General features: G+C 59.5%; 14 protein-coding genes and 1 pseudogene. 3 read left to right on the top strand and 12 right to left on the bottom strand.

Features of this window, described 5'->3' with window-relative positions; genetic code table 11:
• The 4 genes and pseudogenes from DN412_RS44195 to gabT form a co-directional block, all read right to left on the bottom strand.
• Positions 1–207: pseudogene (locus tag DN412_RS44195) on the bottom strand (hypothetical protein); the annotation flags it as partial.
• Between the two features lie 52 nt (positions 208–259).
• The gene (locus tag DN412_RS34925; protein ID WP_115215748.1) at positions 260–1,840 is read right to left on the bottom strand and encodes a PucR family transcriptional regulator; all 1,581 of its coding nucleotides are present in this window, start codon (positions 1,838–1,840) and stop codon (positions 260–262) included.
• A gap of 73 nt (positions 1,841–1,913) precedes the next feature.
• Positions 1,914–2,627: a haloacid dehalogenase type II gene (locus DN412_RS34920; RefSeq protein ID WP_115215747.1), complete on the bottom strand. Its 714-nt coding sequence runs from the start codon at positions 2,625–2,627 to the stop codon at positions 1,914–1,916.
• A 35-nt stretch (positions 2,628–2,662) separates the two neighbouring features.
• A complete protein-coding gene (gene gabT / locus DN412_RS34915; protein ID WP_115215743.1) occupies positions 2,663–3,958 on the bottom strand; it encodes a 4-aminobutyrate--2-oxoglutarate transaminase in 1,296 nt (431 codons plus the stop codon).
• 529 nt (positions 3,959–4,487) lie between these two features.
• On the opposite strand from gabT, the gene DN412_RS34910 reads away from it, so the two are divergent.
• Together DN412_RS34910 and DN412_RS34905 are read left to right on the top strand one after the other, a co-directional pair.
• Positions 4,488–5,789 (top strand): MFS transporter, encoded by a 1,302-nt coding sequence (locus tag DN412_RS34910; protein ID WP_115215746.1) that lies wholly within the window; start codon positions 4,488–4,490, stop codon positions 5,787–5,789.
• Positions 5,790–5,807: 18 nt separating this feature from the next.
• Entirely contained in the window at positions 5,808–6,950 is a 1,143-nt protein-coding gene (locus DN412_RS34905) for a branched-chain amino acid ABC transporter substrate-binding protein (RefSeq protein ID WP_115215745.1), read from the top strand.
• Positions 6,951–7,478: 528 nt separating this feature from the next.
• Here DN412_RS34905 and DN412_RS34900 read toward each other — a convergent pair.
• The 5 genes from DN412_RS34900 to DN412_RS34880 form a co-directional block, all read right to left on the bottom strand.
• Entirely contained in the window at positions 7,479–8,492 is a 1,014-nt protein-coding gene (locus DN412_RS34900) for a CobW family GTP-binding protein (protein WP_115215742.1), read from the bottom strand.
• Complete coding sequence (locus DN412_RS34895; protein ID WP_115215741.1) at positions 8,492–10,102, bottom strand: amidohydrolase family protein; 1,611 nt, start codon at positions 10,100–10,102, stop codon at positions 8,492–8,494. The genes DN412_RS34900 and DN412_RS34895 overlap by 1 nt, the downstream gene beginning before the upstream one ends.
• Positions 10,103–10,129: 27 nt before the next feature.
• Positions 10,130–11,092, bottom strand: a complete 963-nt coding sequence (locus tag DN412_RS34890) for a DMT family transporter (RefSeq protein ID WP_161564092.1) — start codon at positions 11,090–11,092, stop codon at positions 10,130–10,132.
• Positions 11,089–11,709, bottom strand: a complete 621-nt coding sequence (locus tag DN412_RS43170; protein WP_133303123.1) for a hypothetical protein — start codon at positions 11,707–11,709, stop codon at positions 11,089–11,091. Before DN412_RS43170 ends, DN412_RS34890 begins: the two co-directional genes overlap by 4 nt.
• A gap of 945 nt (positions 11,710–12,654) precedes the next feature.
• Positions 12,655–14,025: an FAD-binding oxidoreductase gene (locus DN412_RS34880; RefSeq protein WP_115215738.1), complete on the bottom strand. Its 1,371-nt coding sequence runs from the start codon at positions 14,023–14,025 to the stop codon at positions 12,655–12,657.
• 749 nt (positions 14,026–14,774) lie between these two features.
• Here DN412_RS34880 and DN412_RS43165 point away from each other — a divergent pair.
• Positions 14,775–15,137, top strand: coding sequence for a hypothetical protein (locus tag DN412_RS43165; RefSeq protein ID WP_133303122.1), 363 nt, complete (start codon positions 14,775–14,777; stop codon positions 15,135–15,137).
• A 694-nt stretch (positions 15,138–15,831) separates the two neighbouring features.
• On the opposite strand, the gene DN412_RS34875 is transcribed toward DN412_RS43165, so the two are convergent.
• From DN412_RS34875 to DN412_RS34865, 3 genes are all read right to left on the bottom strand, one after another.
• On the bottom strand, positions 15,832–17,442 hold the full coding sequence (locus tag DN412_RS34875; RefSeq protein ID WP_115215737.1) for an MFS transporter: 1,611 nt from the start codon (positions 17,440–17,442) through the stop codon (positions 15,832–15,834).
• 211 nt (positions 17,443–17,653) lie between these two features.
• Entirely contained in the window at positions 17,654–18,730 is a 1,077-nt protein-coding gene (locus tag DN412_RS34870) for a porin (RefSeq protein ID WP_244222927.1), read from the bottom strand.
• A 140-nt stretch (positions 18,731–18,870) separates the two neighbouring features.
• Positions 18,871–19,965, bottom strand: coding sequence for a bifunctional riboflavin kinase/FAD synthetase (locus DN412_RS34865; RefSeq protein WP_115215736.1), 1,095 nt, complete (start codon positions 19,963–19,965; stop codon positions 18,871–18,873).
• Between the last annotated feature and the right edge of the window lie 11 nt (positions 19,966–19,976).

The following is a 19,976-nucleotide window of genomic DNA, read 5'->3' as shown; positions in this document are numbered from 1 at the left end:
CGCCGCGTCAGTTCGCGAAGGAAAGTAATAATGGCTTGCAAGGAAAAGACGTATCGACCCGACATGCCTACCTGAACTCCAATACTGAAGGGGGTTGACATCCTTGCCCTCATAGAAGGCCGGGTTGCGAGCCTTGTCGTTCAGCTCTGCCTTGACCACGGTGCCAGCGCGCAGATCAATGCTTGAGAATGCTTCGTAGGGACTCATACTTACTTCCACTCCATCAATCGCCAATGAAATTCGGGGGCGACCACCGGCATCATTCCTCTGCCGTCAGTTTGTGCAGGGCGACCGCGACCTGCAGTTCGAAGCGGTTCGCCTGATCCTCCAAGGCAGTCCCCAGCATCGATTCAATGCGTTCCAGACGATATCGCAGCGTACTGATATGGACGCCGAGACGCCTGGCCGTGTTCGCCAACTGGAATCCCTCTGCGCAGAGCGCTTCCAGCGTCTCCAGGAGCGCCTCACCCTTGCGATCGGACAGCAGCGGGCCCAGCTTGCTCTGGATGAATAGCTGCCGGGCATCCGCGTCGCCCATCAATGCCCGAGGGAACATCACCTCCTGGAAGTGATGCACCTTTCCTGGCTTTAGCAGCGGCAGCAACGATTGGACATCGCTGCCGCCTTGCGCCATGCCGGCGATGCCGCTGTGTAAGCGGCTGACTGCCAACGCCGTACCGCGGCTGCCCAAGACCCGCCAGAGCGGCTCGGGTTCCGCATCGCAGGCAAGGAGAAAGGTGATCTGGTTAAGGGACGCCAGGATGAGAGGCGGTTGTCCGATACCTTCCAGGTACTTTCTCAGCCGGTCCACCCAACGCTCGCGTCGCAGGAACCCCTCCCGTGATAGCGGCAATGGCTCATCGAGCAACGCCAGGCAAACACGATAGTTTGCCACCGGATCCCAACCGCTCAGGCGGGCGCGTTCCAAAGCCGACGGGGTTTCTTCAAACTTCCCTTCCAGCAGGGAACCGACCAACGCATAGCCGAGACGCTCCTCTTGCAGATGCAGCGCCCGCAAATGCGCCAGGTGCAGCGCGCCAATGATTGAAGCGTGTTCCGTCGCGCGGATGTCCAGCTCACCCAGCGGGCTGCGGCCCTCGTCGACGAAGATGAATGCCGCGATTTCGCCGCGGATGCGGATCGGGCAGCCCAGCCGGCGAGGCACGCCGACGTCCGGTTGCGCCTCCACCAGCACAGGGGCGACGCTGTCCTGGATATGGCGGAGGAGGATGCGGTTATTCAGCAGCCGCAGGTACTCACGTTCCTTGTCGCCAAGAACTTTGCCGTCTTCTCCGCCCTCGCTCGTGCCGAGCAGCAGTCCATCGGGATCGACAAAGTTGACGGCCCGGCCGAGTAGGTTACCAAGCGCAAGCGCCAGGTCGCCGAGCGTGTTCGCCATCACCGCCGCTGTAGTGAGCGCGCGATGGATTTCATCGGATCGCTCGATCAACTCGCCTTGACGGCGAATGATGCTCGAATGAATTTCCTCGGTGATTGTACTGAACGGAACGGACCAGTCGATCTCGAGCAAAGGCAGGCCGAGATCGTTTGCGGCCAGCACCGAGGATTGCGGAAAATGTTCCAGGAAGTTGGGGACTGCGAGCACGACCCCTGCCAGCCCGCGTTCGCTCAGGTCCCGGATGAGCTGGCTGGCCTTCTGGTCGTCTCGCGGCCAGTTGTAGCCGGTCGAAAGCAGCAGATGACCACGCTCGACCCAATCCACAATATCCGGATGGTCGATGACGTGCACCCACCGGATTTCGCTACTCAATCCTGAGTGCCCGGCCACCACCCTGGCACCACGTAGAACAGTCGATTCCAACGCGGTAGAGATGTCCATAGTCCTCCGTTCGACATCCATTCCAGACTTGAGGGAGTCGCTTCGGGCATGCCGCCCGACATGCGACGCTGTACTAGCCCTTCAGTATCGCGTCGGCAAATGAACGCATGTCCTCGAAGGCGGCGTCCGGCACGGCATTCGCCTTGGGGACCGCCCCAAAGCCCGGCTTGCCTTTGCGGCGGTCGATCCAGACGGTCTGCAAGCCGAGCGCCTGCGCGGGGACGTGGTCATGGAAGAAGCTCTGGGCAACGTGCAGAATCTGTGCGCGTGGCACGCGTACGCGGCCAAGCGCAACGTGAAAGTTGTTAAGCGAAGGCTTGTAGCTTCGCGCCTGTTCAGCGGTAATCACGTAATCGAACTCGACTCCCAGCCGCTTCTTCGATAGCGCGAAGGACTCGTCGTCACCATTGGTGATGACGGCGAGCTGAAAGCGCTTTTGCAATGCAACGAGGGCATCATGCGAGTCTGGGAAAGCTGGCCAGTCCCCCGCCGAGTGCGAGAACGACTCGAGTTCGGCCTCTTCTGGGGAAAAGCCAAGATCGGCCGCGATCCGCCTCAGCGTCTCCTCAAGGATCTCCCGATAGGTCATATAGGGACCAGCCTCCAGCGCGGCTTCATGCCATGCGTAGCGCTCAAGGATTTCATCCTCGCTCAGCACATGGCCATGGTCACGGAGAATGCCTCCCAAGGCTTCGGAGATGCCCCGCTCCCAGTCGATCAGCGTGCCATAAATATCGAGCGTCAACACCGTCTTGCCTGCAAACCTTGCTGCGATATCGCTGTCCATTTTGTCCTTCGCTGTGGGCGGGGCTATAACCTCAGTCAATACGCTGCGCGCGCCTTCTCGATTGCCTTGGCCAGGATCGCCAGCGCTTCATGCGCTTCGTTCTTGGAAGTCGTCAGCGGAGCAAGCAGGCGCACAATGTTGCGGTGCACACCACACTTGATGACAAGCAATCCACCATCGCGGCATGCATCGATGACGCGCTGCGCAAATCCGGCGTCCGGCTGCTTCGAATCCCGGTCCTTGACGAACTCGAGTGCCAGCATCGCGCCGACACCTCGAATAGTACCAATCTCAGCGAAGCGCTCAGCCAGCGCCTCGAGTCCATCACGCAGCACGGCGGCCAGTTGGTTAGCTTGCTCCAGCAACCCCTCGTTCTGGAAGAGGTCCAGCACCGCCAGCGCGGCAGCACAGGCTAGCGGATTGCCCGCGTAAGTGCCGCCAAGCCCACCCGGCTCGGGCGCGTCCATGATCTCGGCCCGGCCAACCACACCGGACAAGGGCAGGCCGCCAGCCAAGCTCTTCGCCACCGTCACCAGGTCCGGCTTGATACCAGCTTGCTGGAATGCAAACAGTTCACCGGTCCGGCCGAAGCCAGTCTGGATTTCGTCGGCAATGAGGACAATCCCGTGCCGGGTAGCCAGCTCGCGCAGCTTATGCAGGAACTCCGGACCAGCGGCGAGAAAGCCTCCGTCGCCCTGGACGAGCTCGATGATGATTGCCGCGACGCGCTCCGGTACAATCTGCGTCGCGAAGAGGTCTTCCAATGCTTGCAGGGCATCCTCGGACGAGAAACCCCGATAAGGATCGGGATACGGCGTGTGATACACGTCGCCGGCGAACGGCCCGAAATTCTGCTTGTACGGCGCGCTCATGCCGGTCAGCGTCATGCCCATCAGCGTTCTGCCGTGAAACCCACCGCGGAATGCAATGACGCCGGGGGCGTTACGATAGGCGCGCGCAATCTTGATGGCGTTCTCAACCGCCTCGGCGCCCGTCGTCAGGAAAATGGTCTTATACGCCTCGTCGCCACCAACCAGGAGATTCAGACGGGCTGCCAGTTCCACATAGACGTCGTAGGCAGCCACCTGGAAGGCAGCGTGACTGACACGGTCAAGCTGTCGCTTGACTGCAGCAACGATTCGAGGATGGTTATGGCCAACGTTCAGGACGCCGATGCCGCCCACAAAGTCAAGATACCGACGGCCGTCGGCATCCCACACATGCGAACCTTCTGCACGTTCGACAAAGATCGGATGCGCCGTCACCACGCCACGCGGTACGTGACGGTTTCGCGCTTCTGCAAGTTCCTTGTGTTTGCTCTCCACTACCATTTTCTGTCCTGTCGTCTGCTGTGTATTCCCATGGCCGGTTCCGACCGCCGTGCCCATGCGAAACATCGGGCATTGGGATATTAGGATCGCGAACCATAGGCGGACTACCTACTTTGCATAGAAGAAAGAAGACCAAAAATTCTACTTTGGCTACCTCGCACCAACGCGGCCCCCTGACGCGAAAGGCCATGACACAACATTTGGTGCCTCATGCGCCTTTACGAGTTCTCTCGCTTGATTTTTACCCGACCTAGGTCATACCTCTGGATCCCTTTGTGAACAAGCCTCACCACCGTCTTACGAACGACAAGGCATCCAGCACAGCATTGTCATCACGTTATGCACTGGATAAGGGCATTCCTACGAGCCAACGGAGAGTGGGCCACGGACTTCCTGCAGAAGGTAGATAGGAAAGGTAGTGCGAGTGCGATTGAATGAGTTCTAGCTCAATGCGATGAGCGAAGAACAGCGGATCGGGACAAGCATCGATCCGCAGACAATCACACCGGCCATACAAAGGAGGACGGAAATGGAGATCGCGGCAACACTGACCGCTTCGCATGACGAGACAAAGCGGAGGCGGCGAGCAATCATCGCCACGATTCTTGGAAACGGGTTCGAGTGGTTCGATTTCATGGTGTATGGCTTCTTTGCCATCACAATTGGCCAGCTATTCTTTCCCACGGGTAACGAGCTCACTTCACTTCTGCTGTCGGTGGCTACCTTCGGAGTCGGATTCGTCGTCCGGCCCATCGGCGGCATCCTCATTGGCATGTATTCGGATCGCGTTGGCCGAAAGGCAGCCTTGTCCTTGACCATTCTATTGATGGCGGGAGGCACGGCGCTTATTGGCATCGCGCCAACTTACGAGCAGATTGGCATCGCGGCACCGATTCTGATCATCTTTGCGCGCCTGATGCAAGGCTTCTCGGCCGGCGGCGAGATGGGAAGTGCGACCGCCTTCTTGACTGAGCACGCGCCTGCAGACAAGAAAGGCTATTACGCGAGCTGGATCCAAAGCAGTATCGGCTTTGCTGTCGTACTCGGTGCGGCGGCTGGCACGGTGCTCACCCTATGGCTAACACCCGAAGAAGTGAAGGCTTGGGGCTGGCGCATCCCATTCCTGCTCGGCATCCTGATTGGGCCGATTGGCTTCTATATCCGGAGCAAAGTGGACGAAACGCCTGCATTCCTGGCAACCAAGGAGAAGGTCAAGAAGCCATTCTCGGAAGTCCTGACGAACTTCCCGCGTGAGACGCTGACCACGTTCTCGATGGTCATTCTGTGGACTGTATGTATCTATGTCCTGTTGTTCTACATGCCGACTTACGCAGTGAAGACGCTCAAGATGCCGCAATCCATGTCGTTCATTGCTGGTGTCATTGGTGGCTCCATCATCACGGTACTCTCCCCGTTCGTCGGTGCCTGGTCCGACCGCGTCGGCCGCCGCAAGATCCTGGCGTTCAGCTCCGGCGGCATCCTTCTGCTGGCCTACCCGATGTTTGCGCTTGTGGTTTCGTCGCCGACGCAAACGAGCCTGATCGTGTTCCAGTCCGCATTCGGCATCCTCATCGCAGGCTATACCGGACCGATTCTGGCAGCCTTCTCTGAGATCTTCCCGACCAGGATTCTGTCGACGGGACTTTCCGTTGCGTACAACGTCGCAGTCATGACCTTCGGCGGCTTCGCATCGCTGATCTTGACCTGGCTGATTGCCACGACTGGCAGCGCCATGGCACCTGCACTGTACGTCATTATCGCGGCAGCCATCAGCTTTCTCGGCGTTACCCTGGGCTTCCGGGACCGCCAAGCCATGCGGGCTCAAAAATAATCCATGGAAATCTACAACATGACGAAGTATCGTTTGTACTCGGCCGCCTTCGCGGCGGCCGCGGTTGTCGGCAGTTCGGTCGCCATCGCGCAGGTTCAGGACGTCAAGCTGGGATTCGCTGCGCCCATGACCGGCAACCAAGCGCAGTATGGCAAGGACATGCAGAACGGCGTCACACTCGCCGTCGAGGATTTCAACGCGACTCGACCGCGAATTGGCGGCCGCGAGGTACGCTTTTCTCTGGTCCCTGAGGACGACCAGGCAGACCCCAAGGCGGGATCCGTTGTGGCGCAAAAGTTGGTGGATGGCGGCATCAAAGGAATGTTGGGCCATTTCAACTCCGGCACCAGCATCCCTGCGTCGGCTGTATATAGCCGAGCGGGCATTCCGCAGATTGCCATGGCGACCGCTCCAGAGTACACACGGCAAGGCTTCAAGACGACATTCCGCATGATGACGTCCGACACGCAGCAAGGCAGCATCGTCGGACACTATGTTGTCACCAAGCTTGGACTGAAACGCATCGCCATTGTGGATGACCGCACAGCGTATGGTCAGGGCCTCGCCGACGAGTTTGAGAAAGCGGCAAAGGCTGCCGGCGCGACCATCGTGCGCCGCGAGTACACCAATGACAAAGCTGTCGACTTCAAAGCCGTACTCACCACCCTGAAAGGTCACTCTCCAGAGCTGATTTTCTATGGTGGCGCGGAAGCCCAGTCCGCCCCAATGGCAAAGCAGTTGCGTGAGCTCGGTATGAAGTCCGTTCTGGTGTCCGGCGAAATGTCGAAGACCGATAACTTCATCAAGTTGGCCGGCTCAGCAGCCGAAGGGGCACTCTGTTCGCTCGCGGGTCTACCGCTCGAACAAATGCCCGGCGGACCGAGCTACAAGCAACGCTATGAGAAGCGCTTTGGCGGTGCCGTCCAAACGTATTCTCCGTATGCGTATGACGGCGCCATGGCAATGATGAAAGCGATGGTGCAAGCAAACTCCTTTGAGCCAGAGAAGTACTTACCCGCCCTGGCTGCCACTTCCATGGCCGGAGTGACATCGAAGCTAATCGCCTATGATGCCCGGGGGGATCTTAAGGAGGGTGGGATCACTATCTACAAGGTAGTCGGTGGAAAGTGGGAACCGGTTGAGAGTCTGTCGGGACGCTAGCGAACAGAAATAGCAAGCGCTCAAGCATTGCCGGACCATTATCGTCCGGCATTTTTTTTGCTCTGTTTGGTACACGCCAGATGCGTGCTGGCTAAGCACGCAAAACCCATGTTGCTTTGTTGCGCTTGAGTACGAGGACTGCCGAAGGCCTTAAAGCCTCAGTCGAAGCACTAACCTCGGAGCGTCGCACCTGCGCGAATGCCTCGCGGCCAAGACTTTGCACCTTGCCGGTACGAAGGGCTTCAATTGTATCGCCAGGAAGACACCGGCGGGATCTGGTATAGGAGGACAGACGGCGGGAACGAAGGGAGCATCTTCTCCGCCAATATCCCCGTCTCGTCCTCGATTTCGCCCCGGGGACGTCAACATTGGGCTAGGTCTGCTGAGGGTCGACGCGTGCGCGCATGCCGGGCACGAGTGCCGATTTTGAACTTCGCGGCAGCGCCGCGTCAGCGGCGCAAGTACAAGGAAGTGCAGAACGAATGCTTGAGACCGGACAACGAGACGGCTGTGCAGCTTCCCGATGGGCTAATCAGGTCGGGCGAGGCGAAACGAGCCGCCAGCTCCAGGAGACCGGAGCATGGAATATCTGGCGCCCGGCAGATGGGGCGCCATACCTTCGATTTCTGCAAGGATCGTGTCGCGCGAGATGACCACAAGGCTCGACACGCTCTCATGCCCCGGGATGCGGCGAGGCGTATCAAAGTGCTGGCCCACGCCTTGAATGAGTATGGATTCGTCACAGCCGTCCAACAACACAAGCCCTTTGACCCGCAGGAGTCTTGTGTCGAGATACCCTGCCAGGTTTTCCAGCCACGCGGCAAAGGTCGTCCATTCAAGCTTCGCGTCCCATTGGATCGCGAATACGCTAACGCGCGGATGACCGGCCCCCTTCAGATCCAGAAGACGTTCAGGACGACCAGGAGCAGGGACGCCGGTGTTATCTGTGGCAAAACTGACTCTGGCCCGCTCGCGACGATCGCGCTCGACGATTTGGGTGGCCATTGGCCCCATTTCCTGCACAAACGTCAAGGCTTCCGATACCTGCTCCGCCGACGCGAGGTCCATGCGGGTCAAGACGATGGTATGTGCCGCACACAACTGCGCGGCGGCCAGGGCGAAGTCGTCGCTCCCGACGATCTGATCGCTGGCATAGGTGGTGATGACCCGCACTCGCATGCCCAGGGCTGCAAGCGGGCTCAGGCTCCTGAGCACACCACCCGGCTCAGACAGCCCGCTACACTCAAGAATGACCTTGGTAAATGGCGCGCCGCCGTTGCGCTCGCGCTCCATTATCAAGGCCTCGATTGTGTAAGGCAGGTCGTTTGTCAGGGTGCAGCAGACGCATCCATTGCTAAGGGTCGCCATCGGTACCCCACTCTGGACAGCGATCAAAGCGCCATCGATGTTGACTTGGCCTACATCGTTGACGATGACCGCGACCCGTCCGTCGTCCGCATCAGACAGCAGATCAGAAAGAAGCGTCGTCTTGCCGCTACCCAGGAATCCCGACAAAACGAAGAAGTGGGCAGGAACCTGCATCACTGCTCCGGGCGATCAGCCTTTGCCTGCGAGACCATGGCCTCGACATCCTCAAGCAATGCCTTTGTGTCGAGAACGATGCCGTCCTTGATCGTGTAGCGCAAGCATCGCTGCCACACGCCACGCTGTGTGGCCTCGTCAAGCCGCAGGGCGCCAGTACCATACAACAGCTTGAAGTCATCCAGTGGATTGCTATCGTGAATCAGCAGATCCGCCCGCTTGCCGACTTCCACTGAGCCAGTTTCCTCCTCGATACCCAGGACGGCCGCACCGTGACTTGTCGCGGCGCGCAACACCTCGAGCGACGTGAATCCCGCTTCCTGCAAGAGCTCGAGTTCGCGCACGAAGCCAAAGCCATAGACCTGGTACATGAAGCCAGAATCGCTGCCAGCACAGACGCGTCCCCCAAGATTCTTGTAGTCCCGCAGAAATTGCATCCAGATGCGGAACGTCTCGCGCCATTCAACTTCGTTCTGCGTGCTCCACCGGTACCAGTAGGAGCCATGCCCGCCGCGATGTGGCTCGAAGTACCGCATCAGATTCGGGTCGGTATAGCGCTCATGCCAGTCAGCGCGCCGCGTGCGCATCAGGTCCCGGTTGGCGTCGTAGACGTTCAGAGTCGGCACAAAGGTATGTCCCGCTTCCAGGAAGGCGTCCAGCACCTCGTTCCACTTGGCGCTGCCCGGCTGTGCTGCCTGCAAGAACGTAGTACCGGAGGTGGAGAACCTCAGATATTCGTCGTTGTAATGATAGCCGGTGGGAAAGGACTGAATCGTCCGGTCATCGAACAAGGCCTCCGCAAGGCCATAAAAATGCTCCGTACTGGTGAGGCCCCATTTCGCTGTCGTCAACGCATTCATTCGACTGACGGCTAGCGTCGCGTGATGGCAGCAGGTCCGCAGGTCCACCCGTTTCGCCTCGTCCAGGGCGGCTTCCATCACCGCAGGCGGCGCACCGAAGAACTTGACGCCGTCAGCGCCTTTCTCGGCCAACTGCCGAATCCATTCTCGCGCTGCCGCAGGCGTATGAATCGTCTTCAGATAGTCATTGATTGCCGGGAAGTACGCATACGCGTAGAGGTTCGGTGCCGCAATCGTATGCGAGGCGGACGCCCGCTTCTGTTGCAGCGTCCATGCCAGTCCGTTGAAGCAACCCGCTTCACGGACAGTCGTCACGCCATGCGCGAGCCAGAGCTTATAGACATAGTCTGCCGCCGGCATCTCTCCACTGGCTGCGTGAAAAGGCGCGCCGACGTGTACGTGGCTATCCACGAAGCCGGGGGTGACAAATTTCCCCTCGCAATCAATATCCGCATCTCCTGGAGGAGGACGGCGTTCCGGCCGGATCGCCAAACCGGGACAGCCTACGCTGACAATATCGGCAATGCGGTTTCCCTCCACGACGATGTCGACCAGCCCCCACGGCGGCGCTCCGGTACCGTCAACCAGCGTCGCACCCCGCAGGACCAATCTGCCGTAGGGCCCTTCCCCACGATCCCGACCGGATGCTGCGGTGATGCCGGGAAGCTTGTATTTGGCGAATCCGGCAACGATCTCCTCTCCGATTTCGATGGAGCCTGCTTCGGTACTGGCCTTCGATTCCTTGTCCATTCGATGCACTTCCTAGATGAGTGAATATCAGTTTGTCCCGTTCCCTTGCCTGACGCGATTGCCCACAGCCACCGCCAATGTCACGAGCACAGCACCGGCGATCGTGGCGGCATTCAAGCCACGCCCAAGGAACAAGCTGACAAACAACGTGGACGCCACGGGTACCGCGTAGGCCAGGACAGCGATCTCGTGGGGATTTCCCTTCTTCATCGCATGGTCCCACAGATAGAATGCGCCCCCCAGCGGTCCCAGTGCGAGGTATGCAAGCGTCATCCACTGCTCCAGACTAAGCAACTGCACCATATCCGCCACGCCAAGCGAAGCCTTCGACGGATCAAACTGAATCACAGCGAAAGTTGCGAGCGAAGCCATACCGGCCAGCAAGCAATAGAGCGACACGGTCGCGGTAGGAACCTCTGGATAGCGCCGCGACCACACGGAGTAATATGCCCAGATGGCGGCCGACAAGAGCGCCAGGCCGAATCCGACCCATGCCGAGCTGCTGATCGATGTCACGGGCCCCAGGCAAGCGGCAGCGCCGATGAACCCGAGCGCTCCGGCCCACAAATGTTTTCGCATCAATCTTTGTCCACGCAACATTAGCGGCGACAACAGAATGATGAATATCGGCCAGAGATAGTGGAGGAGATTTGCTGCGACCGGGTCAGCGGTTTTTAAGCTCAGGAAATATAGTGCGTGATATCCCAGCATTGCCAGGGTTCCGACCAGCACAGGCCGCAGCTTCAGCTTCCCCCAGGCCACCCAGGGCAATCCGACCAGCCCGCCACCCGCCAGGCCGACTCCCGTCGTGAGTAAGGGAGAAAGCTCCGAAATACTCACGACGGATACTGCAAGGGTGCTCCAAATCAAGAGAGCACATGCGGCAAATGCCATGGCTGCCCCTTTCTTTGGTGCTCCACTGCATTCAATAACGATGTCTTGGCCTTCGCCGCTGCCACGCTGGAGCTCAATGGCCGCTTCCGGACTCATGCTGCCGCGTCCCCCGCCATGATGAACACCGCAGCAGCCGAAGGCATCAGTTTTTGCACTGCAGCGACCGCCTCGGCGTCGACCTCTTCTTGCCCGCATAGGAAAGCAAATGCCCCCATGGTTTGGCTACACACGACTACCGGCAGGTTGATGAGGGTGCGTGTTCCCAACGAACGGAGCAGCGCATGATCAGGGAAGTAGCGCGCCAATGCAGCATCGCCGGACGCAATCAACACTTTCTGTTGTTGCAGCACATGGCTGGCCCATTCACTGCCACTGAGGTGCTTCCAGCCGCCCACAGGGTACGCCTTGGGTACCGTGGAAAAGATCCTTCGGACATCGCCTCCAGTACCGGCCTTGCCCTTACCGGCTGCGGGCACTTTGGCTACGAGCGCGGTCAGATGGACGAAAGGCAGGACTTCGCCAGCGATCTTCCCCCACGCTGCGAGTGCTGACTGCACCGAGTCCGCATTTCGAATCGCGCTTGCAGCCGTCTCAACTCGGGTAGCGGCTGCTCCGCTTGCTTCGTATGAAGACGTGCCGAGACTGCCTTGTCCTCGGGCCGCAGTTGCCAACGAGCCCAATGCTGCAGCGGAAATGAACAGACGACGATTCATGGCTTGCCTCCTCATGGTGTTGTGCGCTTGAGGATAGGCTCGCCTTCTGATCATCTCATCCGACGAAACGTAGGAATTAAACCCAAGACTCTTGTGGGGAGGGTAGGAAGCTCATAGACGTGCAGCGCAACGCACAAGGCCTGCCACCAACGGGAGTTGTGACTGTCCTACTAGAACTCGTCTGACTTTTCGTGTGAATCCTTCGATGCGAGCCCAATGGCTGGCACCGTAGTATCTGAGCGCAGTCTTTTCACCGGAAAGCCTGGTAAGCGCACGGTCTCGGGTAGGCGTCTCGACCGTGAATCTTGGTGACCTGGCGGCCTTGTCTTGGTGTAGGCGGGCCGCCAGCCTTTGTTCCCGATGCCAGAGGTTTAGCGCTATGAAGCCAGCGCGAGCCACCCTTTGCACTACAGACAGCCCGCTCAAAAATCAGCACAACACAAGAATCTGCCTGGCGTAGCCAAATTGTGCTGCGGCTATCTCTGTGGGACAGGTTCCGTGCGGACTTTGGGCCGCAGTCGAGTTCCATTGATGTCTGCAATGGCCTCATACCGGTCATCCTAGCCATGGCTGGTGAATGACCGAGACGGGTCGGTCAGAGACAGCCGCGGCTTTGCGGCGGGCATCCGACCGAGACCGGCCACGACCGGACGTCGAGGTACCAGCTTAGGATCGCTCCGAAGCGGACTTTCGCGAACTGTTTCGCGTAGCTTGTACGTACCTGAGAGGTCTTGGACCTCGGTGCGGTGAACGTGAACCCCGCGGAGTTCGGATAGACCTGATTTGATTCACGCGTCGCGCTGATTAGGTTCAGCGCGACGTGGACGCTCTTCAAGCTGCGCGCGACACAAGCAAGTTAGCAAGCAACGACGAAGGCAATGTCGGCAGCGCGTTCGCGCTGAACACCACCACGCGGCGCGGGCGCGCGAGGCCGCGCGCGTAGATTCACGCTTTCGGTTTAATGTTCTGGTTGACTCGAAACAGGTTGTTGGGATCGTACTTCGCCTTGATCGAGGCAAGGCGCTTGTAGTTGTCACCGTAGCTTAGTTCGACGCGGTTCTCGGCCTCGTCGGCGTCCATGAAGTTGACGTAGGCGCCTTCCAGATTGAACGGGTGGATGGCCCCCCAGTAGTCACGGCCCCAGGTCTTAAGCGCCTCGGCGTCCTTGGGATCGGGGCTGACCGCGGCAATTACCATCGAAAAAGACGCGTCCCGCGCGCTCCACGGCGTGGCATCCTTGGCGACCCGCCGAACGGCGCCGTCTATGGGGTAAAGGTGCATCAGGCAGAAGGGGGTCGGTGCCTTCAGCGCGTTGGCGATGTGCACGTCGATCGCCTCGTCAGGCAGCGCCTTGACAAAGTCGCCCTTCCAGTACCACTGCAAGCCTTTAGGGAAGAACGGGTCGAACAGACTGTTGATGGCGGTCCACGGCATCTCGCCCATCCAGTTGAACAGCGGGGCGGGCAGCTTCTCGAGCAGCGAGGCCATGAGCTTCTGACCCTCTGCGATCGGCCCGTTGAAAGCACCGATCAGAGCACAGGCGCGTTTGTTCCAGTGCTCCTTTGGGAAAGGATCGGTTGGAGGCACGGTTTTGAGGCCGACAAACAGGCCAAGCTCTTCGGGGGCGTTTGGGATGAAGTCGCGGTACGTCGCCATAATTTTCTTGGCGTCCTTGGCGTCCCAGAAGATCGGACCGGCGAACACCATTTTGGCTTGGTGGGCCTGAAATAGAAAGCTCGTGACCACGCCGAAGTTACCGCCGCCACCGCGCACCGCCCAGAAGAGGTCAACGTGCTTGTCCTTGCTAGCGGTGACGAAAGAGCCGTCGGCCAGCACTACATCCACCTCGAGCAAATTGTCGACCGTAAGGCCGTGCTTGCGTGTGAGATAGCCGGTTCCTCCGCCCAAGGTCAGACCTGCGACGCCCGTGCTGCCGACGATGCCGAGGGGTACGGCGAGGCCAAATGCGTGGGTCGCGTGATCGAGATCCGCAGCAGTGCAGCCTGGCTCGACACGCACGGTGCGGCCCGCTGGGTCGACGCGCACGCTGCGCATCTGCGACAGGTCGATGACCAGCCCACCGTCGCAACTGCCCAAACCGGGGCCGTTGTGTCCCCCTCCGCGGATAGCGAGAAGCAGCTTGTTATCGCGCGCGTAGTTGACCGCCGCTATGACATCGGCGGCGTCGGTACAGCGAGCGATCACCTTGGGCCGCTTATCGATCATGCCGTTGTACAGCGCTCGCGCGTCGTCGTAGTCCTTGTCTGAAGGACCGATCAGCCTTCCGCGAAATTCCTGAATCGCAATCTCGCCCATGACGCTGCCTCCTTGAAGAGTAATCCATTGCAAGTACGCGCGACGACGGGCTGCCCGTACCCAGAAGCCTCGCGCCGAACAGTCGACAAGAACGACATCGGGCGCGTGGGATCAATCGGCATTTACGCACCTATCTGGTAGCCGTTCGCGAGCCTTAGCCTCGCACCTCACTAGATGACAAGCATAGTGCTTCGACGGAACTGCCGATTGACAATCTGGCAGGAAGACGAGCGAGCAACCAGTCGAATGAAACCCGACTAATCGTCGGCCGCTCTTTAGCCCAAGAGAAAAAAGGGGTGCGTCCAGTCGGAGACTTGACCGGCCAGACGGCTTTGAAGCGTCCGACGCAGGCTCAAGTAGTCGATTTGATTTGAATGGCCGCTACCGGGAATTCCGAAAGTCTCGTTCGGAGCGCTTTGAGATCATCAGCGCACCCCGCAGGACGGCGAAGTACCCAATTTCTGGCCCAATATCGGGCCTCTTTCCAGCATTAGGTGCCCTGCACCACAGAACCACCTCCTCGGAGCGGTGGCTAATCCGGCGCTTTACCCTATATTGCCTTGACTCCCAGGCTGCGGCCTTCAGTAAAGGACGCCCGGTGCCGGATAGTGACGCTCGCGAGTCCTCAGGCGATTTTGGCGTACAACTTATGTTGACAGGCGATGCCAAGACGTTTCGGGACTCGTGGAACGCGGCACGCCGATCCTCCCCACCACGAAGACCGTACAACGGGGGAGTCGGTGAGCACCATGCTCGTGTTCGCTGGATGTAAGCCTGGTAAAGACGGGCGATGTAATGTGGACGTGAAATACCGCCTGATCTCACCCAACGGTTTGAGCAACGACTTTGGTACGACCCCGGTCTCTCGTCGAGCGGCACCGAAGCCCGGAATCACGGAGCTCGGGGATTCCGTCGTGACCGTAGATTTCAATCACGAAGACCCCGCGGGAAGGTATGTATTTGTTGCCACCGTCACAGATCGCGTTGCCAACAATCGAAGTCTCAGCGCAGGTGACGGCCAAGGACAAATGGATATAGAGGGAGGTCCGAAGGCGTTGGCCGTGAAGGCTACGCTGAACAAGCTGGGTGAATGGTTCGCCAGGAAGGGATGAAGGCCGAAGTCGGCCAGTTTCTGCCTTTCGACATCCGACCGCGAACGACCGTAGCGGCCCGATTTGAGGCCGTTCACCCAGTGCCACGCAACAGTCGATGCCGGCCAGCGCAGATAGGGAGCTTTGAATGCCTCGACGTCCGCTCCTGGACCCACACGGCCGTTGGCGTCCCGGCCTCCGCTAGAATCGCCGTCCCGGACCGCATCTGACCCACGCCTGCCGCAACTTCCAGCTAAGCAAGCGCGAATCCATGCCCTCACGTCGGCATGGCTGCTTACAACTGGGTCACAATTAGGAGTACCTCGTCGCGATACGCGACCAGAGGGACATTCTTCGATGAGCTGCCCAAAAGAGGACTCGCAAAGCAAAACAATCCGCTCCAGTGAGAAGCTGCAGAACTCCGGGCGGCGGTTCAATCCACACCCCAAGTTCCGCCGCGGAAGCGTACCCCACTATACGTTCGCGCACCGCCTCTGAGCGGAGTTGTTCTTCCAGCAAACATCGGATGAAGCGCCGGTGAGCAGCTTGTTCCGGCTCTCGGCCAGAGGCCGCGTTGGCATTCTGCTCAATGCGGCGGCGACACGCCCGGACCTCCTCAAGGAGATGCGAGAACTCGTCTCTCCAGTAGGCGGCGGTAAGCGGCATGGCAGGCGTCTGGCTCACTTCGGGCTAAGATAATCGGCTGTCCAAACCGTCACATTCGCGAGCGGTTGCCCTTGACGGTGGACTCCATGAGGCTGTGCCTGATGCGGGGCTCTTCTTCTGCGATATGGAAGGATCGCCTGCGATCGCGCAGCGCCGCATCACTGTTGGTGATGCGATCCAATCGCCGTAGGTGGTCGTTCCAGGACGGATCCACAATCATCTCGACAAAGCGCCCGGGCTCATGCAAGTCATGCAGCAGCTCCCACGAAATCGCACCGTGACGAAGGCGGCTCGAGCGCCCCTCGCTCAGCATGAGCGCACGAAACTCAGAGGTGCGTGAGACATCAATTCGGTATTCGATTGTCACCATTACGTGCCCGATGATTGGTGGCTTTTCGAGCTCTGGCATCGGTGATACGCGCTTCGGCGTAAGATCCTCGGCGGTGTCGACGTCTGGCCATATCCGGCTCGCCAATGCAATGGCAATGAAGGCAAGGGCGGCTGCACTCGCTAGGCTCAGCGGTATGCTGGTCCACGCTGCAACCTGTCCCCATACCGCCGCACCCATGGCACTTGCGCCCATGACGGTCATCTGGCTGATGGACAGACCTCGTGCTCTGACCCAGTCAGGCAAGCATTGGTGAGAGGCCAACGTTAATGTATTGCCGACAGTAATCCAGGCCGCTCCAGCGATAAACATTGCCGGCATGGCTAGCCACACCCGTTCCGTCACGGCCATCGCCATCATCGCGGCAGCCTGGACGGCAGCGCCACGCAATACCAGCGAGTCGCGCGAGTAGCGTTCTCGCAGCCGCGGCAGCCATTGGGCAGAGGCAATCGCTCCCGCGCCCATGGACGCGATCAACAGAGTGTAAGCACCAGCGCCCCCGTCTTTGAGTTGGCGCGCGACCAGTGGCAACATGCACATCAATGCGGTCGCGCAATGGAAGAAGATTCCAAGCCGCCACAGTATTCCCTTGAGCTGCGAGGACTGTGCAACGTACTGCAACCCCGACCGCATGGCGTTGAGCATTCGCTCGCGCCCGTGGTGATTCTTTGCGGCCTGCCGCCTCCAGCGACTAGCCAACCATGCCGCGATGATAGACAGAATCGCGTTAAGCAAAAACACAGTCGCGCTTCCAGCGCTGCTAATCAGAAGCCCCGCCAGGACAGGGCCGAGGATTCTCGAGGCATTTACGGATACCGCGCTAAGCGCCATCGCTGCTGGTAGTTGGGCGCGAGGTACCACTTCGGGCAACGCGGCTGCCAATACAGGCATGCGCATCGCGAGTCCAATGCCGTTGGCGAACACCAAGGCCAGCAGCACGGGCGGCGTCATCCACCCCAAGTAAGCCGCGGCGCTCAGAAGGGATGCCGTTCCCGCACCCCAGATTTGTGTAAACAGAAGATAAGTCTTGCGGTCCAAGCTATCTGCCAAGGCTCCACTGGGAAGCCCGAGCAGCAAGACCGGAAAGGTCGATGCCGTCTGGACCAGCGAAACCCACAGCGGTGCCGTGGTGAGCGAGCTCATCATCCATGCAGCCGACACATCACTCATCCACGTGCACACGTTCGCAACGAGGCCCGTCGTCCACAACAATCTGAATGCTACGCTGCGGAAAGGCCCCAGCGCGTGGGGCTTATCGTCACTACGAGTCATGGCAAAAATGCGATAGCTGTAGCTGCAGTAACACTGCGCGGTAGAAAGCAACTCGGTTCACGGCACTACGCATCCTCGTCCCTCCCACTGCCGGCGATCATCTCAGGAAGCACGCGCGTGCCGGGCTCGTCGCGTTCGCCTCGTACAGAAAGGGGCGCGCTCCATTTCAAATCGGAGTTGCGACGTTCAGGCATGCGCGTGCAAGTCCTCGCTAGAACTTGTGTCGCATGCCGATGCCGGCACCGAACTGATTCTTCTCATTTGGCGCTAGTTGATACGCGGCTGCTGCACCATTGAGGTTCTCGAAGTTCAACGCGGCGTTCTTGGTGAACGCAGTGGCCACGTAGACGTCGGTGCGTTTCGATAGTGCATAGTCGGCGATGAGTGTCACCTGCCAGGGGTTGGTGGGATTGAAATTGCCAGCCGCCGTGTATTGCGACTTGACATTGTCGTAGTAGAACGCGGCTGTCAGCGTCACAGGCTGAATCGGCGAGTAGTTGACGCCGATGATCCAAAGGTCATCGCGCGCAGCAGTGTTGACAGTGGGCGTGTCGTTCTTGTTGTAGCGATACACCGCCTGAGCCAATAACTGGGAGGTGATCTGGTAGCGGAGACCAACAGCAGCTTTCTGCGTGCGCGTGTAGCTGGCCGTCGCGCTACGAGCAGTGTTGATGTTGTCATAGGACGTGGAAATGCCAAATTTACCGGCCTGATAGTCCAAGCCTGCACCATAACCGGCACCGCCATTCATCGTGCCCGGCTGTTCGCCGAAGCTCCAATGCAGTTCCGTTGTCAAGCCGCCGAAAACACCGCGATACTTGATCATGTTGTCGCCACGAGACGACAGGCCCGTAATGGCCAGAACAGGTTCGTATAGGGTCGCGTAGGCTGCGGGAACGTAGTTGGCGAGCGCCAGGAACAGGGAGGTATACTGCCTGCCCAATGTAATCTGTTGATTCTCGGCAGCGAGACCGACCCAAGCCTGCCGCCCGAAAAGTCTGCCACCCTGCAGCGATACGCCGTTGTCCAGGCCAAAGCCGCTCTCGAGTGCGAAGATGGCTCGTTTGCCGCTGCCGAGGTCTTCGGCGCCACGAAGGCCCCAACGGCTTGGCGACATCCCGCCGGAGTTCAATGCCACCTTGGAATGGCCGTCTGGGCCTGTTCCGAGATTGTGGTTTGTGTATTCTATATAGGCATCAGCGACCCCATACAGCGTAACAGACGTCTGGGCTAATGCACTACCGGTTGCCATGGCGCATGCCAAGGCGATCAGGCTTCTTCTCAACACATTCTCCTCCTGGGTTTTTCTAGGGAATTGCTACGCTTTCACCTTGCCGTTTGCGAGGTGAATTGCGATCCAGCTTTGGGACTGGCTTGCGGCCTTTCTAACGCTGTATTCGACGATAGAAGGCAAAACTGTGGGCGGCGCTATGGGTAATGAGTACCGCCGCTATCTCGATGCAGGCTGGCGGTGGTCTTTAGAAGGCCAGCTTGCAGATGGGAAGAGTTCATTTGCTGTTTTCCGGGTTGGCGCAGTACCCTCGTATCGGCCGGCGCGCCCTTGGCCCGCTCCAGCAACTGGTGATTACATTTCCACCAGTTGCGGGCCGCGAGGACATCGCGGGCCATGCCGTCGCTAAACGACTGCCCATCGTGGAGCTTGTGCAGAAACTCGACGCGCACATGTAGACCCAAGGAGTCTCGATGGTCAGATCCATTCAGACCGTCCCAAACATGCACCCGCAACATAGGCTGCGGGCGTCCGTCAGCAGCCTGCTGCATCCCAATGCATCCCATGCCGGCGTGCATCGTGCTGCTGGCCCCTTTGACCCGCACGACAAATGTGCCGCGTGCGGCTGGCGCGCTTGGGCCGATGCGCAGGTTGATCGACGGAAAGCCAAGATTGCTTCCATGTCCGCTTCCACGCACGATCCTCGCAGTGATCTCATAGGGCCGTCCGAGCAGGGTGCATGTGTTCGCCAGATTTCCGCGCTCCAGTTCGTCACGAATGCTGGTGCTGGACACGCGCAGTCCCGACACTTCGTGGCTCGCCATACTGGCAACGTCAAATCCCCGCAATTTCCCCGCCTGCTGCAGCATGGTGGTATCGCCTTCGCGTCCGGCGCCGAAGCGAAAATCATCGCCCAGTAGCATGTAACGCGCCTTCATGGCGTTGCATAGCACGTCGTCGATAAAGGACTGCGCGGGCAGCCGGGCAAACGATTCGTCGAAACGCATAACCACGAGACGGTCCACACCCCAACGCCCTAACTCTGTTGCCTTGTCGCGAAGCGTGCCGATACGGGCAGGTGCGTGTTCGGGATGCCCCCGGCGCAGCGCGAACCAGGTGCGGGGGTGGGGATCGAACGTCATCACGGTTGACGGCAGGCCGCGGCGGTGCGCCTCGCGCACCAGCCGTGCGAGCAACGCCTGATGCCCTCGGTGTACGCCGTCAAAGTTGCCGATGCTCAAGGCGCAGTCGAGGCGCTTTGCGCTGGACGGTAGCCCGCAGAAGATTTCCATGTCGACTCCCC

The sequence above is a fragment of the Cupriavidus lacunae genome (assembly GCF_003353055.1).
Taxonomy (GTDB): domain Bacteria; phylum Pseudomonadota; class Gammaproteobacteria; order Burkholderiales; family Burkholderiaceae; genus Cupriavidus; species Cupriavidus lacunae.
This window is presented reverse-complemented; position numbering and strand designations above follow the sequence as displayed.

What these genes read in the sequence shown, in the direction of transcription:
- DN412_RS34925 (WP_115215748.1), bottom strand. Translation starts at nt 1,840, where the DNA reads ATGGACATCTCTACCGCGTTGGAATCGACTGTTCTACGTGGTGCCAGG.
- DN412_RS34920 (WP_115215747.1), bottom strand. Translation starts at nt 2,627, where the DNA reads ATGGACAGCGATATCGCAGCAAGGTTTGCAGGCAAGACGGTGTTGACG.
- gabT (WP_115215743.1), bottom strand. Translation starts at nt 3,958, where the DNA reads ATGGTAGTGGAGAGCAAACACAAGGAACTTGCAGAAGCGCGAAACCGT.
- DN412_RS34910 (WP_115215746.1), top strand. Translation starts at nt 4,488, where the DNA reads ATGGAGATCGCGGCAACACTGACCGCTTCGCATGACGAGACAAAGCGG.
- DN412_RS34905 (WP_115215745.1), top strand. Translation starts at nt 5,808, where the DNA reads ATGACGAAGTATCGTTTGTACTCGGCCGCCTTCGCGGCGGCCGCGGTT.
- DN412_RS34900 (WP_115215742.1), bottom strand. Translation starts at nt 8,492, where the DNA reads ATGCAGGTTCCTGCCCACTTCTTCGTTTTGTCGGGATTCCTGGGTAGC.
- DN412_RS34895 (WP_115215741.1), bottom strand. Translation starts at nt 10,102, where the DNA reads ATGGACAAGGAATCGAAGGCCAGTACCGAAGCAGGCTCCATCGAAATC.
- DN412_RS34890 (WP_161564092.1), bottom strand. Translation starts at nt 11,092, where the DNA reads ATGAGTCCGGAAGCGGCCATTGAGCTCCAGCGTGGCAGCGGCGAAGGC.
- DN412_RS43170 (WP_133303123.1), bottom strand. Translation starts at nt 11,709, where the DNA reads ATGAATCGTCGTCTGTTCATTTCCGCTGCAGCATTGGGCTCGTTGGCA.
- DN412_RS34880 (WP_115215738.1), bottom strand. Translation starts at nt 14,025, where the DNA reads ATGGGCGAGATTGCGATTCAGGAATTTCGCGGAAGGCTGATCGGTCCT.
- DN412_RS43165 (WP_133303122.1), top strand. Translation starts at nt 14,775, where the DNA reads ATGCTCGTGTTCGCTGGATGTAAGCCTGGTAAAGACGGGCGATGTAAT.
- DN412_RS34875 (WP_115215737.1), bottom strand. Translation starts at nt 17,442, where the DNA reads ATGACTCGTAGTGACGATAAGCCCCACGCGCTGGGGCCTTTCCGCAGC.
- DN412_RS34865 (WP_115215736.1), bottom strand. Translation starts at nt 19,965, where the DNA reads ATGGAAATCTTCTGCGGGCTACCGTCCAGCGCAAAGCGCCTCGACTGC.